Here is a 14637-nt window from a genome sequence, read left to right as displayed (position 1 = left end):
CGGACAAGCATAGGGATCGACAAAAATGAAAAAACTGCTGTTCCAATTCGACACCGATGCCGTGCCGAGCGTGTTCGACGTGGTCGTCGGCTACGATGGCGGCGCCGATCACATCACCGGCTACGGCAACGTGACGCCCGAGAACGTCGGCGCCCTGGTCGACGGCACGATCTATACCCGCGGCGGCTCCGAGAAGAAGTCCACGGCGATCTTCGTCGGCGGCGGCAGCATGGCGGCCGGCGAGGCGGTGCTGAACGCGGTCAAGAAGCGCTTCTTCGGCCCGTTCCGCGTCTCGGTGATGCTCGATTCCAACGGCTCCAACACCACCGCCGCCGCCGGCGTCGCACTGGTGCAGAAGGCCGCCGGTTCGCTCCAGGGCAAGAAGGCCGTCGTGCTCGCCGGTACCGGCCCCGTCGGCATGCGCTCGGCCGCGCTCCTGGCCCAGGAAGGCGCCACCGTGATCCTGTGCGGTCGCTCCATCGACAAGGCCCAAGCCGCCGCGGACCAGATCAACAAGCGCTTCAAGGTCGAAATCTCGGCCGCCGCGACGCCGGACGCCGCCTCTCGCGCCGCCATCGTCAAGGGCCAGAACCTCGTGTTCTCCGCCGGCGCCATCGGCATCGAGCTCCTGTCGGAAGCCGACTGGAAGGACGAGGCCAGCATCGAGTTCGTGGCCGATTACAACGCCCAGCCGCCCCTCGGCTTCGGCGGGATCGACGCCATGGACAAGGGCAAGGAACGCCACGGCAAGAAGGTGTTCGGCGCGCTCGGCATCGGCGGCCTGAAGCTCAAGCTCCACCGCGCCTGCGTCGGCCAGCTCTTCGACAGCACCGAGCAGGTGCTCGACGCCGAGGAGATCTACGCCCTCGCCAAGAAGATGGCCTGAGCCATGGCTGCCGACGCAACCATCCAGACCTTCCTCGACGGGCTCGCGAGCTCGGCCCCGACCCCGGGCGGCGGCGGTGCCGCCGCCATCCACGGCGCCATGGGGGCCGCACTTCTCAGCATGGTGTGCAACCTCACCATCGGGAAGAAGAAGTACGTCGAGGTGGAGGGCGAGCTGAAGGAGATCCTCGGACAATCCGAGGCGCTCCGGGCCGAGCTCACCCGCATGATCGCCGACGATGTGGCGGCCTTCGACGCGGTGATGGGCGCCTACGCGCTGCCAAAGGCGACGGACGAGGAGAAGGCTGCGCGGGCGGAGAAGATCCAGGCGGCCCTCAAGGTGGCCACGGACGTGCCTCTCGAGTGTTGCCGGGCCTGCCGCAAGGTCATCGACCTCGCCCAGCCCGTCGCCGACAAGGGCAACCTCAACGTCATCTCCGATGCCGGTGTCGCGGTGCTGTCCGCCCATGCGGGCCTGCGCAGCGCGGCGCTCAACGTCTACGTCAACGCCAAGGGCCTGGACGACCGTACCTTCGCCGACGCGCGTCTCCAGGAACTCGAGACCCTGCTGGGCTCGGCCGGTCCGCTCAACGAGTCGATCTACGAGATCGTGAAGGCCAAGGTGAACTGATCTTTCGCGATGCGGGACGCCGATCGTTCCGCATCGCACAAAAGAACGCGGGGGATTACTTCACGCAAAGCTTGACGCTGCGACCCTAACGCCAAGGTGAGTCGTCGCGTTTGTTGAAATCCAGAAGCATTCCAACTGCCTTCAAGGCAGACTCAACGAGAATGTAAAAAAATATAAACGGCAAGACCCTTTTCGCGAAGTGAAATTTACGAGAAGGTCCGCCCCGAGGAAACGTCGAGGAGATCGCACATGGACGTTCACGAGTACCAAGCCAAGGAGTTGCTCGCTGGCTTCGGCGTGGCGGTTCCCAAGGGCGCGGTGGCCTTCAGCCCCGATCAGGCGGTCTACGCCGCCACCGAGCTCGGCGGTTCGTTCTGGGCCGTGAAGGCGCAGATCCACGCCGGTGCCCGCGGCAAGGCCGGTGGCATCAAGCTGTGCCGGACCTACAACGAGGTCCGCGACGCCGCCAAGGACCTCCTCGGCAAGCGCCTCGTCACCCTGCAGACCGGTCCCGAGGGCAAGCCGGTGCAGCGCGTGTACATCGAGACCGCCGACCCGTTCGAGCGTGAACTCTACCTCGGCTACGTCCTCGACCGGAAGGCCGAGCGGGTCCGCGTCATCGCCTCCCAGCGCGGCGGCATGGACATCGAGGAGATCGCCGCCAACGAGCCCGAGGCCCTGATCCAGGTGGTCGTCGAGCCGGCGGTGGGCCTGCAGCAGTTCCAAGCCCGCGAGATCGCGTTCCAGCTTGGCCTCAACATCCGCCAGGTCTCGGCTGCCGTGAAGACGATCATGAACGCCTACCGGGCGTTCCGCGATTGCGACGGCACCATGCTGGAGATCAACCCCCTCGTTGTCACCAAGGACGACCGGGTCCTGGCCCTCGACGCCAAGATGTCCTTCGACGACAACGCCATGTTCCGCCGGCGCAACATCGCCGACATGCACGATCCCTCGCAGGGCGACCCGCGCGAGGCCCAGGCCGCCGAGCACAACCTCTCCTATATCGGCCTCGAGGGCGAGATCGGCTGCATCGTCAACGGCGCCGGTCTGGCCATGGCCACCATGGACATGATCAAGCACGCGGGCGGCGAACCGGCGAATTTCTTGGACGTGGGTGGCGGTGCCAGCCCTGATCGCGTCGCGACGGCGTTCCGCCTCGTCCTCTCGGACCGCAACGTCAAAGCGATCCTCGTCAACATCTTCGCCGGCATCAACCGCTGCGACTGGGTCGCCCAGGGCGTCATCCAGGCGGCGCGGGAGGTGAAGATCGACGTACCGCTCATCGTCCGCCTCGCCGGCACGAACGTCGAGGCCGGTCAGAAGATCCTGGCCGAGAGCGGCCTCGACCTCATCACCGCCAACAGCCTGTCCGACGCCGCCGCCAAGGCCGTCGAGGCGTGCGCTGCCGCCAAGGCCGGCTCGGCCGCGCGCGCCAACTGAGAACGGGGAGGATACGTCATGAGCATTCTGATCGACGAGAAGACCCCGATCATCATTCAGGGCATCACGGGCGACAAGGGTACCTTCCACGCGAAGGAGATGATGGAGTACGGCTCCAACGTCGTCGGCGGCGTCACTCCCGGCAAGGGCGGCAAGACCCATCTCGGCGTGCCGGTGTTCAACACCGTCAAGGAGGCCGTGGAGGCCACGGGTGCCACCACCTCCATCACCTTCGTGGCCCCGCCCTTCGCAGCCGACGCCATCATGGAAGGCGCGGATGCGGGCCTCGCCCTCATCTGCTCCATCACCGACGGCATTCCGGCCCAGGACATGATGCGGGTGAAGCGGTATCTCCGACGCTACCCCAAGGACAAGCGCACCATGGTGGTGGGCCCGAACTGCGCCGGCATCATCTCGCCCGGCAAGTCGATGCTCGGTATCATGCCCGGCCACATCTACCTGAAAGGCAATGTCGGCGTGATCTCGCGCTCGGGCACCCTCGGGTACGAGGCCGCCGCGCAGATGAAGGAAGAGGGTATCGGCATCACCACCTCGGTGGGCATCGGTGGCGACCCCATCAACGGCTCGTCCTTCCTCGATCACCTCGCCCTGTTCGAGCAGGACCCGGAGACCAAGGCCGTTCTGATGATCGGCGAGATCGGCGGCCCGCAGGAGGCCGAAGCCTCCGCCTGGATCAAGGAGAACATGTCGAAGCCCGTCATCGGCTTCGTCGCCGGCCTCACGGCGCCGAAGGGGCGCCGCATGGGCCACGCCGGCGCCATCATCTCGGCCACCGGCGATTCGGCCGCCGAGAAGGCCGAGATCATGCGCTCCTACGGCCTCACCGTGGCCCCGAGCCCCGGCGAGTTCGGCTCCACGGTGGCGCAGGTGATGCGCAAGCTGGCGGCGTGAGCGCATGAACCCTCCCCCCTCTGCGGGGGGGGGCGCGGAGCGGCCGGGAGAGGGGAACGACCTCTTCGAACGGGGCACACCCCTCTTATGGGACTTCGTCCCGGCCCGACCCCCTTCGCGGGCCACCTTCTCCCGCAGGGGGGAGAAGGTGGCCCGCGAAGGGGGTCATGCCCAAGAAAACCGACCCTTGATCGTTCCGGCGGCCGGTCCCATGCTACCGGGTCGGCCGCACCCCCATCGAGCGCCTCCGTCGCGGTCGATCGGCACAAACTCCTTTCGAGGTGGCCTTGTCCATGACGGATACCCTTCACGCCCCGGTCGGCCCCATCGACCACACCTTCGCGCCGCCGGTCATCACCGGCACCTCGTCGAAGGAGGCCCTCGACATCCTGTTCCGCGCCCTCGTCGAAGTGGCGCGCCGGCACGAGCCCGAACTCGAGGACGTGCTGCACGGCCGCGCCAACATCTCCGATTTCTCGCCCGAGCTCCTCGCCCGCGCGCTTCAAGTGCAGGGCATCTGGTTCCAGCTGCTGTCCATCGCCGAGCAGAACGCCGCCATGCGCCGGCGCCGGCAGGTCGAGCGCACCAAGGGCCGCGAGGCGTTGAGCGGCAGCTTCCATGCCGTCCTGGCCGAGGCCGCCCAGAACGGCATCAAGGCGCCGGAGATCCACGGTCTCCTGAAGGACCTGCGCATTCGCCCGACCATCACGGCCCACCCCACCGAGGGCAAGCGCGTCACCGTGCTGGAGAAGTTCCGCCGCATCTATCTCGTGCTGCGCGAGCTCGAATTGCCGCGCTGGACCGAGCGCGAGCGCAACGGCCTGATGAACGAGCTGCGCGACCAGATCGAACTCGTCTGGATGACGGGCGAACTGCATCTCGAGAAGGCCACCGTCGAGCGGGAGGTCGCCTGGGGCCTGCACTTCTTCGACGAGACCCTGTTCGAGATGCTGCCCGAGGTGCTCTACTCCCTGGAGGAGAGCCTGGCGCAGTACTATCCGGACGAGAAGTTCGAGGTGCCGCCGTTCTTCCAGTTCGGCTCGTGGATCGGCGGCGACCGCGACGGAAACCCCTACGTCACCGCGTCGGTCACCCGCGCCACCCTGCAGCGCAACGCCCTGGCGTCGCTCCGGCGCTACCGCGACGGCGTCACGGCGCTGGGCCGCACCCTGTCGCTCACCGAGCGCTCGCTTCCGGTGCCGGCGACGTTCAAGGCCGAACTCGCGCAGCTCCTGGCCGAGAGCGGCGACGGCCGCGCCATCGCCAGCCGCAACCCGGGCGAGGCCTATCGCCAGTTCCTCACCTGCATCCTGCGCAAGCTGGAGGCCACCATCCGGCGCAACGAGGGCCAGCGTTCCACCGGCCCGGATTATCCGAGCGCCGACACCCTCATCAACGACCTGCGCACCCTGGAGCAGGGGCTGGCCGACGCGAAATGCCCGTCGCTGGCTACCGACCTCGTCCGCCCCGTGCGCCGCATGGTCGAGATCTTCCGATTCTCGACGGTCCGACTCGACCTTCGCGAAAACACTACGCGCACGACGAAGACGCTTCATGCCCTGTGGGCCGAGGCCAACGGCCAGAACAAGACGCCGCCGGACCTCGACTCGCCCGAGTGGAAGAAGTGGCTCCTCGACGAGCTCGCGAAGCCCCGCAAGGGTGAGCGCTCGTTCGAGGGGCTGCCCGACGACGCTCGCGAGACCCTGGAGACCTTCGCGCTCGTGGGCGAGATGCGCGAGCAGCTCGACCGTGAGGCCTTCGGCTCCTTCGTCCTGTCGATGACGCGCTCCGTGCCCGACATCCTCGGCGCCTACCTGCTCGCCAAGGAGGCCGGCAACTTCCTCGACGCCGCCGGTACCGAGATCTGCTGCCTACCCATCGTGCCCCTGTTCGAGACCATCGACGACCTGCGCGCCGCCCCGGCCATCATGAAGGAGCTCTTCGGGATCCCCGTCGTGCGCCGCTCGACCCGCTGGCAGGGCGGGGTGCAAGAGGTGATGATCGGCTACTCGGATTCGAACAAGGACGGCGGCTTCGTCGCCTCGAACTGGGAGCTGTACAAGGCGCAGGGCAAGCTCACCGACCTCGGCAAGGCCTCGGGCGTCCCCATCGCATTCTTCCATGGCCGCGGCGGCTCCGTGAGCCGCGGCGGGGCGCCCACCGCGCGGGCCATCGCGGCCCAGCCGCCGGGCTCCATCAACGGGCGGTTCCGCACCACGGAGCAAGGCGAGGTCGTCTCGTTCAAGTACGCCAACCGGGGCACCGCCGCCTACCAGATGGAGCTTCTCGCCTCCTCGGTGTTCGAGCATGCCCTGAAATCCGAGCGGGAAGCCGCGAAGATCCCCCGCAACGAGTTCGACGATTGCCTGGAGGCGTTGTCCGGCGCCTCGCGCGCGGCCTACGTCAACCTGATCCAGCACCCCGATCTCGTCACCTATTTCGGTGCCGCGAGCCCGCTGGACGAGATCGCGCTCCTCAACATCGGCTCGCGCCCGGCCCGGCGCTTCGGGGCGCGCTCGCTCTCCGACCTGCGGGCGATCCCGTGGGTGTTCGCCTGGTCGCAGAATCGGCACGTCATCACCGGATGGTACGGGGTCGGTTCGGGGTTGAAGAGTTTCCTCGACGTGCGCGGGGCGCAGGGCGAAACGCAGCTCAAGCGCCTGTTCGCCGAATCGAAGCCCTTCCGTCTCATCCTCGACGAGGTCGAGAAGACCCTGCTGATGGTCGATCTCGAGATCGCCCGGGATTACGCGAGCCTCGTGCCCGACGCGAACGCCCGCGCGAGCATCTTCCCGCTCATCGAGGCCGAGTACGCGCTGACCCGTGAGATGTGCCTGCGCGTCAGCGGCGATACCGAACTCGCCGCGCGCTTCCCCCTGTTCCGCGACCGCCTCAACGGGCGCCTGCCGACCATCAATCAGGTCAGCCGCGAGCAGGTGGAGCTCCTGCGCCGCTTCCGCGCGGAGGAGGACGAGGACAAGCGCGAGGCGGTGAAATCCGCCCTGCTGCTGTCCATCAACTGCATCGCCGTCGGCTTCGGGGCGACGGGCTGAGAGGTTTCACCAGGATACCGGGGGCCGTTCTTGGCCTTCGGACCGCGCGGGAGCGCACACTTCTCCGTCTGGTGCCACGCGTCGCCGCGTTGCATCATCGGCCAGAACACCACCCCCAGAGGAAGGAAACACCCATGAGCTTTACCCTGATCCAGCAGGCGACGCCCCGCCTTCACCGCTCGGAGCTCGCCGTTCCGGGCTCCAACCCGACCTTCATGGAAAAGTCCGCCAGCTCGAAGGCCGATGTGATCTTCCTCGACCTCGAGGACGCCGTCGCCCCCGACGACAAGGAGCAGGCCCGCAAGAACATCATCCAGGCGCTCAATGAGATCGACTGGGGCACCAAGACCATGATGATCCGCATCAACGGTCTCGACACCCACTACATGTACCGCGACGTGGTCGACATCGTCGAAGCCTGTCCGCGCCTCGACATGATCCTGATCCCCAAGGTCGGCGTCGCCGCCGACGTCTACGCCATCGACGTGCTCACCACCCAGATCGAGCAGGCCAAGAAGCGCGAGAAGAAGATCGGCTTCGAGGTTCTCATCGAGACGGCGCTGGGCATGGCCAACGTCGAGGCCATTGCCCAGTCCTCGCCGCGCCTCGAAGCCATGTCGTTCGGTGTGGCCGATTACGCCGCTTCGACCCGCGCCCGCGCCCAGGTCATCGGCGGTGTGAACCCCGATTTCTCGGTGCTCACCGACAAGGACGAGGCCGGTAACCGCCAGACCCATTGGCAGGACCCGTGGCTGTTCGCCCAGAACCGCATGCTGGTCGCCTGCCGCGCCTACGGCCTGCGCCCCATCGACGGTCCGTTCGGCGACTTCTCCGATCCCGACGGCTACGTCTCGGCGGCCAAGCGCTGCGCTGCCCTTGGCTTCGAGGGCAAGTGGGCGATCCACCCGTCGCAGATCGATCTCGCCAACGACGTGTTCACCCCGTCCGAGGCCGAGGTCACCAAGGCGCGCCGCATCCTGGTCGCCATGGAAGAGGCCGCCAAGGCCGGCCGCGGCGCCGTCTCCCTCGACGGCCGCCTCATCGACATCGCCTCGATCCGCATGGCCGAAGCGCTGATCGAGAAGGCCAACGCGATGAGCGCGAAGTAAGGTTTCCTCGCGATACGACCGACATGCAGAATGGCCGCTCCAGAGAGGAGCGGCCATTCTCATGTCGGACAGGAAACGTCAGGCTCCACGCTCTTCAGCCGTGTCGGCGAAAAGCTCATGAGGACTGTCGAACGCAACGGGCTCCCTCTCCGTTCAGAAGAGGGAGTCCGCGGCCAACATCCGAAAGATGTCCTTTGACGAGATCGCCCGCATCGCGGTCGAGATTCCAAACAACCGGAGATAACCCCATGCACGTGACCATCGAAGACGCCCACAAGGCCATCGAGGCCGCCCGCGCCAAGGCCGTCGAGCTCGGCACCCAGATGTGTATCGCCGTCGTGGATTCCGGCGGTAATCTCAAGGCGTTCTACCGGATGGACGGTGCCTGGGTCGGCTCCATCGATATCGCGCACAAGAAGGCCAAGACCTCGGTGTTCTTCGGCATGATGACCGGCCAGATCGGGGCGCTGTCGCAGCCCGGCGGCCCGCTCTACGGCATCGAGCATTCCAACGACGGGCTGATCACCTTCCCGGGCGGCATCCCGATCGTGGACAAGGACGGCGAGATGTCCGGCGCCATCGGCGTCAGCGGCTCGACGGTGGAGAACGACCACGCCGTGGCCCTCGCGGGTGCCAGCGCCATCGGGGCGACGGAATTGCCGGCGCATCCCTGGCGCACCTGAGCGGGCGCTCTTCCCGACACCGCCCAACGGACAAGGCCCCGCTCGCGAGAGCGGGGCCTTGTCGTTTGCCGCATCGGCGATCCGGAGGGACCGCCGGACAGTCAGGCTCAGAGGCCGCCGAACTTATAGTTGAAGCCGGCCTTGACGATGCTGCCCTCGGTGTTGAAGCGCGAGGTGTAGGAGCCGGTGGCGGCGGTGAGGCCGGTGGTGTTCACGGTGATGTTGCGGCTGCCGAGGTCGTAGCGCAGGTACTCGGCCTTCAGGGTCACGGCGCTGGCGCCGAGGAGACCGCCGAGGAAGTTGAAGCGGTTGAGGAAGCTGTCCGTGGGGATCGCGTACTCGATGCCGCCGCCGTAGACGTAGCCGGTCTCCATGCCGTTGAACTTGCCGGCATAGGCCAGTGCGCCGGCCGGATTGAAGAAGCCGGCGCTGTAGTTGACGTTGCCGTAGGCGAAGCCGCCGGTTCCGTAGACGAGGAACCGGTCGAACGCGTAGCCGAGGCGGCCCGTGACCGTGCCGAGGTAGTCGAGGCGCTGGCGCAGGTTGCTCGGATCGGCGGCGGTGTTCACGCCGGGGATGACCGGACCGAAGTAGCTGTAGCTCTTGCTGATGTCGGTCCAGGTCACCTCGGTGGCGGCGCCGACGACGAAGCCCGAGCCCGGGGTGAACTGATAGTTGTAACCGATGCCGCCACCGACGTTGCCGATGCCGTCCTGCTCGGAGCGGAAGGTGCCTGCACGACGACCTTGGGCGACGTTCAGCTGCGTGTTGGTGATGCCGCCGGTGCCGTTGTTGTTGCCGGTGGTGCGGATCGTCTGGCGGTCGCTGAAGGCGTAGGAGCTGTGGGTGCCGAGGTAGAAGCCGGTCCAGGTGAAGACCGGCACGGCGGTGAACACCGGCGGCGGCGCCGCACGACGCGGCAGATCGGCGGCGGACGCGCTCGACACGGCGAGGATCGCTGCGGTGCCGGCCAGGAGGAGCTTGGCGAACATGGGAATGGGTTCTCGGCGATGGGCTGAAGGCTGCGCGGAGCTTAACCCTGGGCTGCGCCACCCACCTATGACCGCGGCGCAACACCAAGCGCTGGAATGCGACCGGGCCTTCCGTAAGCTCCCCGCACCGATCACGAAATCGGCATCGGCCGAACGCCGTTTCACGCCACGACAACGCCCGGTTAAGCCCATGTCGCTATCACCCGGGAGAACCCCGAGCCGTGACAGGAGCGACGATGACACGGGACAAACTCGCCGCCGAACTGAAGCGTATCGCGACCGAGCAGGTCAGCGACATCGAGCGCGCGGTCAAGGACGGCCACAAGACCATCGCGCTGAACGAGATCGCCGACCTCAACCGTCACCTCAAGGCCCTGGCCGCAGCGGTGAAGGCGAAGCCGGCGTTGCGAGCCTGACAGGCGCCGTCAGGCGCCCGCGTCCGCCCGCAGACGGGCGACCAGGGCCTCGACATCCGCCCTGGCCGCGTCGAGGGCTTGCGGGTCCCTGCCCCGGACTACGATCCGGTTGGTGAAGCCGGTCGAGGTCATCGACGGATAGGATCCGATGGACACGCCCGCATGGGCCTTGGCCAACTCTCCGAGGGCGCCCGCATAGGTGCCTTCGGGCAGTCCCGCCTCGATGGTGTGCGACAGGACGCGGGCGCCCGTCTCCAGGGTCGGTCCGATGGAATCCAGCATCGCCTGCATGATCGCCGGCACGCCCGCCATGACGAAGACGTTGCCGAGGCGGAAGCCCGGTGCCTTCGAGACCGGATTGGCGATGAGGTCGGCGCCGGCCGGGATCCGGGCCATGCGCAGGCGGGCCTCGTTGAGGTCTTCCGGCTTGTGCCGCTCCAGCAGCATCGCGACGGCGCGCTGGTCGACGTCGATGGAGACCCCGAAGGCGGCGGCGACGCTATCGGCGGTGATGTCGTCGTGGGTCGGGCCGATGCCGCCGGTGGTGAAGAGGTAGGTGTGGCCCGCCCGCAGGGCGTTCACGGCCTCGACGATGCGGTCCTGCTCGTCCGGGACGATGCGGACCTCGCGCAGATCAATCCCGACGGCCGTGCAGTAATCGGCGATGGTGCCGATGTTCCTGTCCTTCGTCCGGCCGGACAGGATTTCGTCGCCGATCACGAGGATGGCGGCGGTGATGGGGGTGGATACGGTCATGGCGGTCCGGAGGCGCTGAGGGAGCGGTGCCGGATCGACGTAGGGCAGGGGCGGGCGGACCGCCACTCGCGAGTAAGGGACGCCCGCTCCGGCGTCTCCTTCGTCGGCCGGATCGACCTACTTGTGGAAGTAGCTCGTCAGCGTGGAGATGCGCGAACCGACGATGTGGACGGCCTTGCGCAGGCGATCCTCGGACACGCCGAGGCGGGTGGCCATGCTCGAGCGGGCCTGGGTGTCGTAGATGTCGAGGTGGGTCTTCTGGGCTGGCTGGGCGGAGATCCGATCGGCGATCATGGTCAAACCCTGAGGATGGGAGAACTGGCTCCGTGTCTCGTCGGAGATCGAAGTCTGAACGTGGCCCGAAGGGTTTTGTTTCCGGCGCGTGACGGGATGCAGCGGTTTTTCAACAGGGCCCGCCCGGCCCTCCACAGGGCCGCCCGGCCCTCAGACGAGGACCCCCGACTGGGCCGGTCCGGCGGCGAGGGAGGCGTCCGTGCTCGCCAGGGACTCCTCCGGTTCCGGGGCCGGAAGGGCGGCCGCCCGGGCCTCCAGGGTGGCGACCGTGCGGAAGGCGAGGGCGATGCCGGCGAGGCCGAAGAACACCGAGCCGAGGCCGACCCCCGCGATGACGCCCCGGGGACCGTAGAGATGCGCGCCGAGCAGGGCGGGCGGAACGGTGCCGAGGGTGGCCCGGCCCCAGTTCAGCACCGTCGAGTAGAACGGGAAGCCGAGGTTGTTGAACGAGGCGTTGGCCAGGAACAGCAGCCCGGTGAAGAACCAGACCCCGCCGCTGACGAGGCAGAAGAACCCGAACAGGTCGGCGGCCACCCCCTGTAGTTCGAACAGTCGCGTCAAGGGCTCGCGGGCGAGGAACAGCGCCGCCCAGACCACCAGGACGTAGGCTCCCGTCACGAGGGCGCCGTCGCGCAGGACGCCGCGCATCCGGTCGAACCGGCCAGCCCCCCAGTTCTGTCCGAGGATCGGCCCGATGGAGCCGGAGAGGGCGAACAGGCCGCCGAAGGCCACGGGGGTGAGGCGGTCGATGACCACATTGCCCGCGATGGCGACGGCCCCGAACTTCGCCAGCGCATGGGCGATGAAGGCGCTGGCGACGGACGGGGCGAGGTTGGTCAGCACCGCCGGCAGGGCGATGCGGAACACGATGGGCGCGTCGGCGACGATGTCGGCGACCCGCGGCCGGGCGAGCATGCGGAACCGGCGCACGCCCCACAGGCCGACGAGGGCGAAGGTGGCGCGCGCCACGCAGGTGGTGATGGCGGCGCCGTCCACCCCGAGGCCGGCACCGAAGATGAGGAGCGGATCGAGTCCGGCGGTGACGAGGGCGCCGGCCAGGGTCACCAGCATGGCCTGACGCGCGGCCCCGACGGCGCGCAGGAGCCCGGAGAACATCATCCCGGGCCCCATGAGGAGGTTCGACGGCAGGGTGATCCAGAGGAAGCGGGTCGCCACCGGCAGGGTTTCGGCATCGGCGCCGATGGCCGTGAGGAAGACGGGCAGGAACGGCAGCATCGCCACGACGAGGACGCCCGAGACGAGGATGCCGTGGATGGTGCCGGAGGTGGCCAGGCGCCGGGCACCCGCTTCGTCACCGGCCCCGATGGCCCGCGAGACCAGGGCCCCGGCGGCGATCATCAGGCCGATGTTGATGGCGATGGCAAAGAACTGGACGATGGTGGCGAAGCCCACCGCCGCCGTCAGGGTCGGATCGCCGAGCTTCGACACGTAGAGCAGCGACAGGAGGTCGACGACGAACAGGGCCATCAGGCCGACGGACCCGGTGGCGCTCATCACCACCACGTGGCGCAGGATCGAGCCGCTGACGAAGCGGGCCGCCGCCGGGTTCGTTTCAAGCATCGGAGGGAACGTCCCGGACTTCGAGGGTATGGGCTGCGGCCTCGCGGGCCTTGGTGCCGATGATGTCGCGGGTCTCGGCGTTGAGGGCCCGCGACGGGCGCTGCGGTTCGGTGAGCGGTTCGGGCTTGATCTGCGCCGCACCGCGCATCCAGCTCGCGGCATCCGGCAGGGCGCCCGCCTGCTGCAGGACGAGGCGGGCGACGTCGCGCTTGCGCACGTCCTCCGCGATGGCGGCGGCCGCATCGGGCGCGACGCCGAGGCCCTCCAGGGTGGCGCGGCCGAAGCCGAGGGCGGAATCCACGGTCTCCCGCAGCTGGAAATCGACGTCCCGGTTCATGAGCTCCACGGCGTGCATGCGGTCGTAGGCCCGCACATAGGTCCGCACGCTGGAGAATTCCTCGTGGACGATGTCGACGATCTTCAGGGCGGCCTCCGGCTCGTCGACGCAGACGCACAGGAGTTCGACCCGGCCGATGCCGGCAGCGCGCAGCACATCGAGGCGGGTGCCGTCGCCGTAGAAGATGCGGAAGCCGAAGCGCGAGGCGGAGCGGATCTGCTCCACGTCCTTGTCGATGACCGTGACGCTGATGCCTTCGGCGAGGAGCACCTGGGTCAGGATCTGGCCGAAGCGGCCGAAGCCGACCACGAGGACGCGGGCTTCCGTGTTCTCGATGGTATCGGGCGTCAGGTCGGGTTCGCGGCGGCGGCGCGCGAGGGCGCTGTCCAGGGCCTTGGCCGCCACCGGGCCGACCAGCATGGTCAGCGCCGCGAGCGCGATGGCGAATCGTCCGCTCGGTCCGTCGATGAGGCCGAGCTCGCCGCCCACCGGCAGGAGCACGAAGGCGAATTCACCGGCCGGCGCCAGGATCGCACCCCCGCGCACGGCGTCGAGCCAGTTCGAGCCGAACAGCCGGAACAGGCCGGCGACGAGACCGACCTTGATCAGGATGGCGCCTGCGGTGGCACCGAGCAGCCACGGCCACTCGGCTTTCAGCAGGCCGCCGTCGATGGACATGCCGACGCTCATGAAGAACAGGCCGAGCAGCATGCCGCGGAACGGTTCGATGTCGGCTTCGAGCTGATGGCGGAAGTTCGATTCGGCGAGGAGCACGCCGGCCAGGAACGCCCCCATGGCCATGGACAGGCCGACATGCTCCATCAGCATGGCGGTGCCGAGCACCACCAGGAGGGCGGCGGCGGTCATCACCTCGCGGGCGCCGCTGGCGGCGAGGAGGCCGAAGAACGGGTTGAGGCCGTAACGGCCCACCAGGACCACGGCGAGGATGGCCGCGCCCACGGTGCCGGTCGATTGCAGGGCGGTGAGGAGCCAGCCGTCGCCCCCGCCGCTCCCGGTGGAGGCGAGCAGCGGCATCAGGGCGAGGATCGCCACCACGGAAATGTCCTGGAACAGCAGCACCGCGAAGGCGCGGCCGCCATAGGGCGTGCCGAGGTCGCCGCGCTCCTCCAGGAGCTGCAGGGCGACGGCGGTGGCCGACAGGGCGAGCGCGATGCCGATGACGAAGGCGGCCGATGGCGTCAGGCCGAACAGGAAGCCGATGCCGGCGAGCACCAGGGTGCAGACGAAGAGCTGCGCCGCTCCGAGGCCGAAGATGTCGCGCCGCATGGAGACAAGGCGGGAGATCTGGAGTTCGAGGCCGACGATGAACAGCAGCAGCACCACGCCGAGTTCGGCGACGCTCGCCGCCGTCTCGGGCTCGGCGATGAGGGAGAAGCCGAACGGGCCGATGATCACGCCGGCCACGAGGTAGCCGAGCACGGCGCTCTGGCCGATGAGCCGGAAGATCGGAACGCCGATCACCGCCGCCGACAGGAACGTCAGAACGGGCGGCAGGAAGCTGACGTGGGTCGCGGCGCTCGCCAT

13 protein-coding genes are annotated in these 14637 nt (G+C 68.1%); 8 read left to right on the top strand and 5 right to left on the bottom strand.

Annotated features, from left to right (window positions below):
* Positions 1-25: 25 nt before the first annotated feature.
* The 7 genes from ASF22_RS00185 to ASF22_RS00155 all read left to right on the top strand — a co-directional run bounded on the left by ASF22_RS00185 (position 26) and on the right by ASF22_RS00155 (position 8716).
* Complete coding sequence (locus tag ASF22_RS00185) at positions 26-886, top strand: NADP-dependent methylenetetrahydromethanopterin/methylenetetrahydrofolate dehydrogenase (protein ID WP_056260483.1); 861 nt, start codon at positions 26-28, stop codon at positions 884-886.
* 3 nt (positions 887-889) lie between these two features.
* Positions 890-1516: a methenyltetrahydrofolate cyclohydrolase gene (fchA, locus tag ASF22_RS00180; protein ID WP_056260481.1), complete on the top strand. Its 627-nt coding sequence runs from the start codon at positions 890-892 to the stop codon at positions 1514-1516.
* Positions 1517-1765: 249 nt separating this feature from the next.
* Complete coding sequence (locus ASF22_RS00175) at positions 1766-2959, top strand: malate--CoA ligase subunit beta (protein WP_056169743.1); 1194 nt, start codon at positions 1766-1768, stop codon at positions 2957-2959.
* Between the two features lie 18 nt (positions 2960-2977).
* Complete coding sequence (gene sucD, locus ASF22_RS00170; RefSeq protein WP_056260480.1) at positions 2978-3871, top strand: succinate--CoA ligase subunit alpha; 894 nt, start codon at positions 2978-2980, stop codon at positions 3869-3871.
* 293 nt (positions 3872-4164) lie between these two features.
* Positions 4165-6924 (top strand): phosphoenolpyruvate carboxylase, encoded by a 2760-nt coding sequence (locus ASF22_RS00165; protein ID WP_056260477.1) that lies wholly within the window; start codon positions 4165-4167, stop codon positions 6922-6924.
* 134 nt (positions 6925-7058) lie between these two features.
* Positions 7059-8033, top strand: coding sequence for a CoA ester lyase (locus ASF22_RS00160; protein WP_056169734.1), 975 nt, complete (start codon positions 7059-7061; stop codon positions 8031-8033).
* A gap of 248 nt (positions 8034-8281) precedes the next feature.
* Positions 8282-8716 (top strand): heme-binding protein, encoded by a 435-nt coding sequence (locus ASF22_RS00155; protein ID WP_056169732.1) that lies wholly within the window; start codon positions 8282-8284, stop codon positions 8714-8716.
* Between the two features lie 107 nt (positions 8717-8823).
* Here the strand turns inward: ASF22_RS00155 and ASF22_RS00150 are convergent, their stop codons facing one another.
* Complete coding sequence (locus tag ASF22_RS00150; protein WP_056169729.1) at positions 8824-9708, bottom strand: porin family protein; 885 nt, start codon at positions 9706-9708, stop codon at positions 8824-8826.
* A gap of 236 nt (positions 9709-9944) precedes the next feature.
* On the opposite strand from ASF22_RS00150, the gene ASF22_RS00145 reads away from it, so the two are divergent.
* Entirely contained in the window at positions 9945-10124 is a 180-nt protein-coding gene (locus tag ASF22_RS00145; protein WP_056169726.1) for a hypothetical protein, read from the top strand.
* Positions 10125-10133: 9 nt separating this feature from the next.
* Here the strand turns inward: ASF22_RS00145 and ASF22_RS00140 are convergent, their stop codons facing one another.
* The 4 genes from ASF22_RS00140 to ASF22_RS00125 form a co-directional block, all read right to left on the bottom strand.
* Entirely contained in the window at positions 10134-10880 is a 747-nt protein-coding gene (locus ASF22_RS00140) for a molybdopterin-binding protein (protein WP_056260887.1), read from the bottom strand.
* Positions 10881-10997: 117 nt separating this feature from the next.
* Positions 10998-11174: a DUF3606 domain-containing protein gene (locus tag ASF22_RS00135; protein WP_156398840.1), complete on the bottom strand. Its 177-nt coding sequence runs from the start codon at positions 11172-11174 to the stop codon at positions 10998-11000.
* Positions 11175-11324: 150 nt separating this feature from the next.
* Positions 11325-12755 carry an MATE family efflux transporter gene (locus tag ASF22_RS00130; RefSeq protein ID WP_156398839.1) on the bottom strand — a complete coding sequence of 477 codons (1431 nt, stop codon included), beginning with the start codon at positions 12753-12755 and terminating at the stop codon, positions 11325-11327.
* Complete coding sequence (locus tag ASF22_RS00125; RefSeq protein WP_056169721.1) at positions 12748-14637, bottom strand: monovalent cation:proton antiporter-2 (CPA2) family protein; 1890 nt, start codon at positions 14635-14637, stop codon at positions 12748-12750. The genes ASF22_RS00130 and ASF22_RS00125 overlap by 8 nt, the downstream gene beginning before the upstream one ends.

Source organism: Methylobacterium sp. Leaf87, assembly GCF_001422775.1.
In the GTDB taxonomy this organism is placed as follows: domain Bacteria; phylum Pseudomonadota; class Alphaproteobacteria; order Rhizobiales; family Beijerinckiaceae; genus Methylobacterium.
This window is presented reverse-complemented; position numbering and strand designations above follow the sequence as displayed.

Coding starts and splice junctions, on each gene's coding strand:
- ASF22_RS00185 (WP_056260483.1), top strand. CDS start 26: ATGAAAAAACTGCTGTTCCAATTCGACACCGATGCCGTGCCGAGCGTG.
- fchA (WP_056260481.1), top strand. CDS start 890: ATGGCTGCCGACGCAACCATCCAGACCTTCCTCGACGGGCTCGCGAGC.
- ASF22_RS00175 (WP_056169743.1), top strand. CDS start 1,766: ATGGACGTTCACGAGTACCAAGCCAAGGAGTTGCTCGCTGGCTTCGGC.
- sucD (WP_056260480.1), top strand. CDS start 2,978: ATGAGCATTCTGATCGACGAGAAGACCCCGATCATCATTCAGGGCATC.
- ASF22_RS00165 (WP_056260477.1), top strand. CDS start 4,165: ATGACGGATACCCTTCACGCCCCGGTCGGCCCCATCGACCACACCTTC.
- ASF22_RS00160 (WP_056169734.1), top strand. CDS start 7,059: ATGAGCTTTACCCTGATCCAGCAGGCGACGCCCCGCCTTCACCGCTCG.
- ASF22_RS00155 (WP_056169732.1), top strand. CDS start 8,282: ATGCACGTGACCATCGAAGACGCCCACAAGGCCATCGAGGCCGCCCGC.
- ASF22_RS00150 (WP_056169729.1), bottom strand. CDS start 9,708: ATGTTCGCCAAGCTCCTCCTGGCCGGCACCGCAGCGATCCTCGCCGTG.
- ASF22_RS00145 (WP_056169726.1), top strand. CDS start 9,945: ATGACACGGGACAAACTCGCCGCCGAACTGAAGCGTATCGCGACCGAG.
- ASF22_RS00140 (WP_056260887.1), bottom strand. CDS start 10,880: ATGACCGTATCCACCCCCATCACCGCCGCCATCCTCGTGATCGGCGAC.
- ASF22_RS00135 (WP_156398840.1), bottom strand. CDS start 11,174: ATGATCGCCGATCGGATCTCCGCCCAGCCAGCCCAGAAGACCCACCTC.
- ASF22_RS00130 (WP_156398839.1), bottom strand. CDS start 12,755: ATGCTTGAAACGAACCCGGCGGCGGCCCGCTTCGTCAGCGGCTCGATC.
- ASF22_RS00125 (WP_056169721.1), bottom strand. CDS start 14,637: ATGGCGAGCGCCGCGACCCACGTCAGCTTCCTGCCGCCCGTTCTGACG.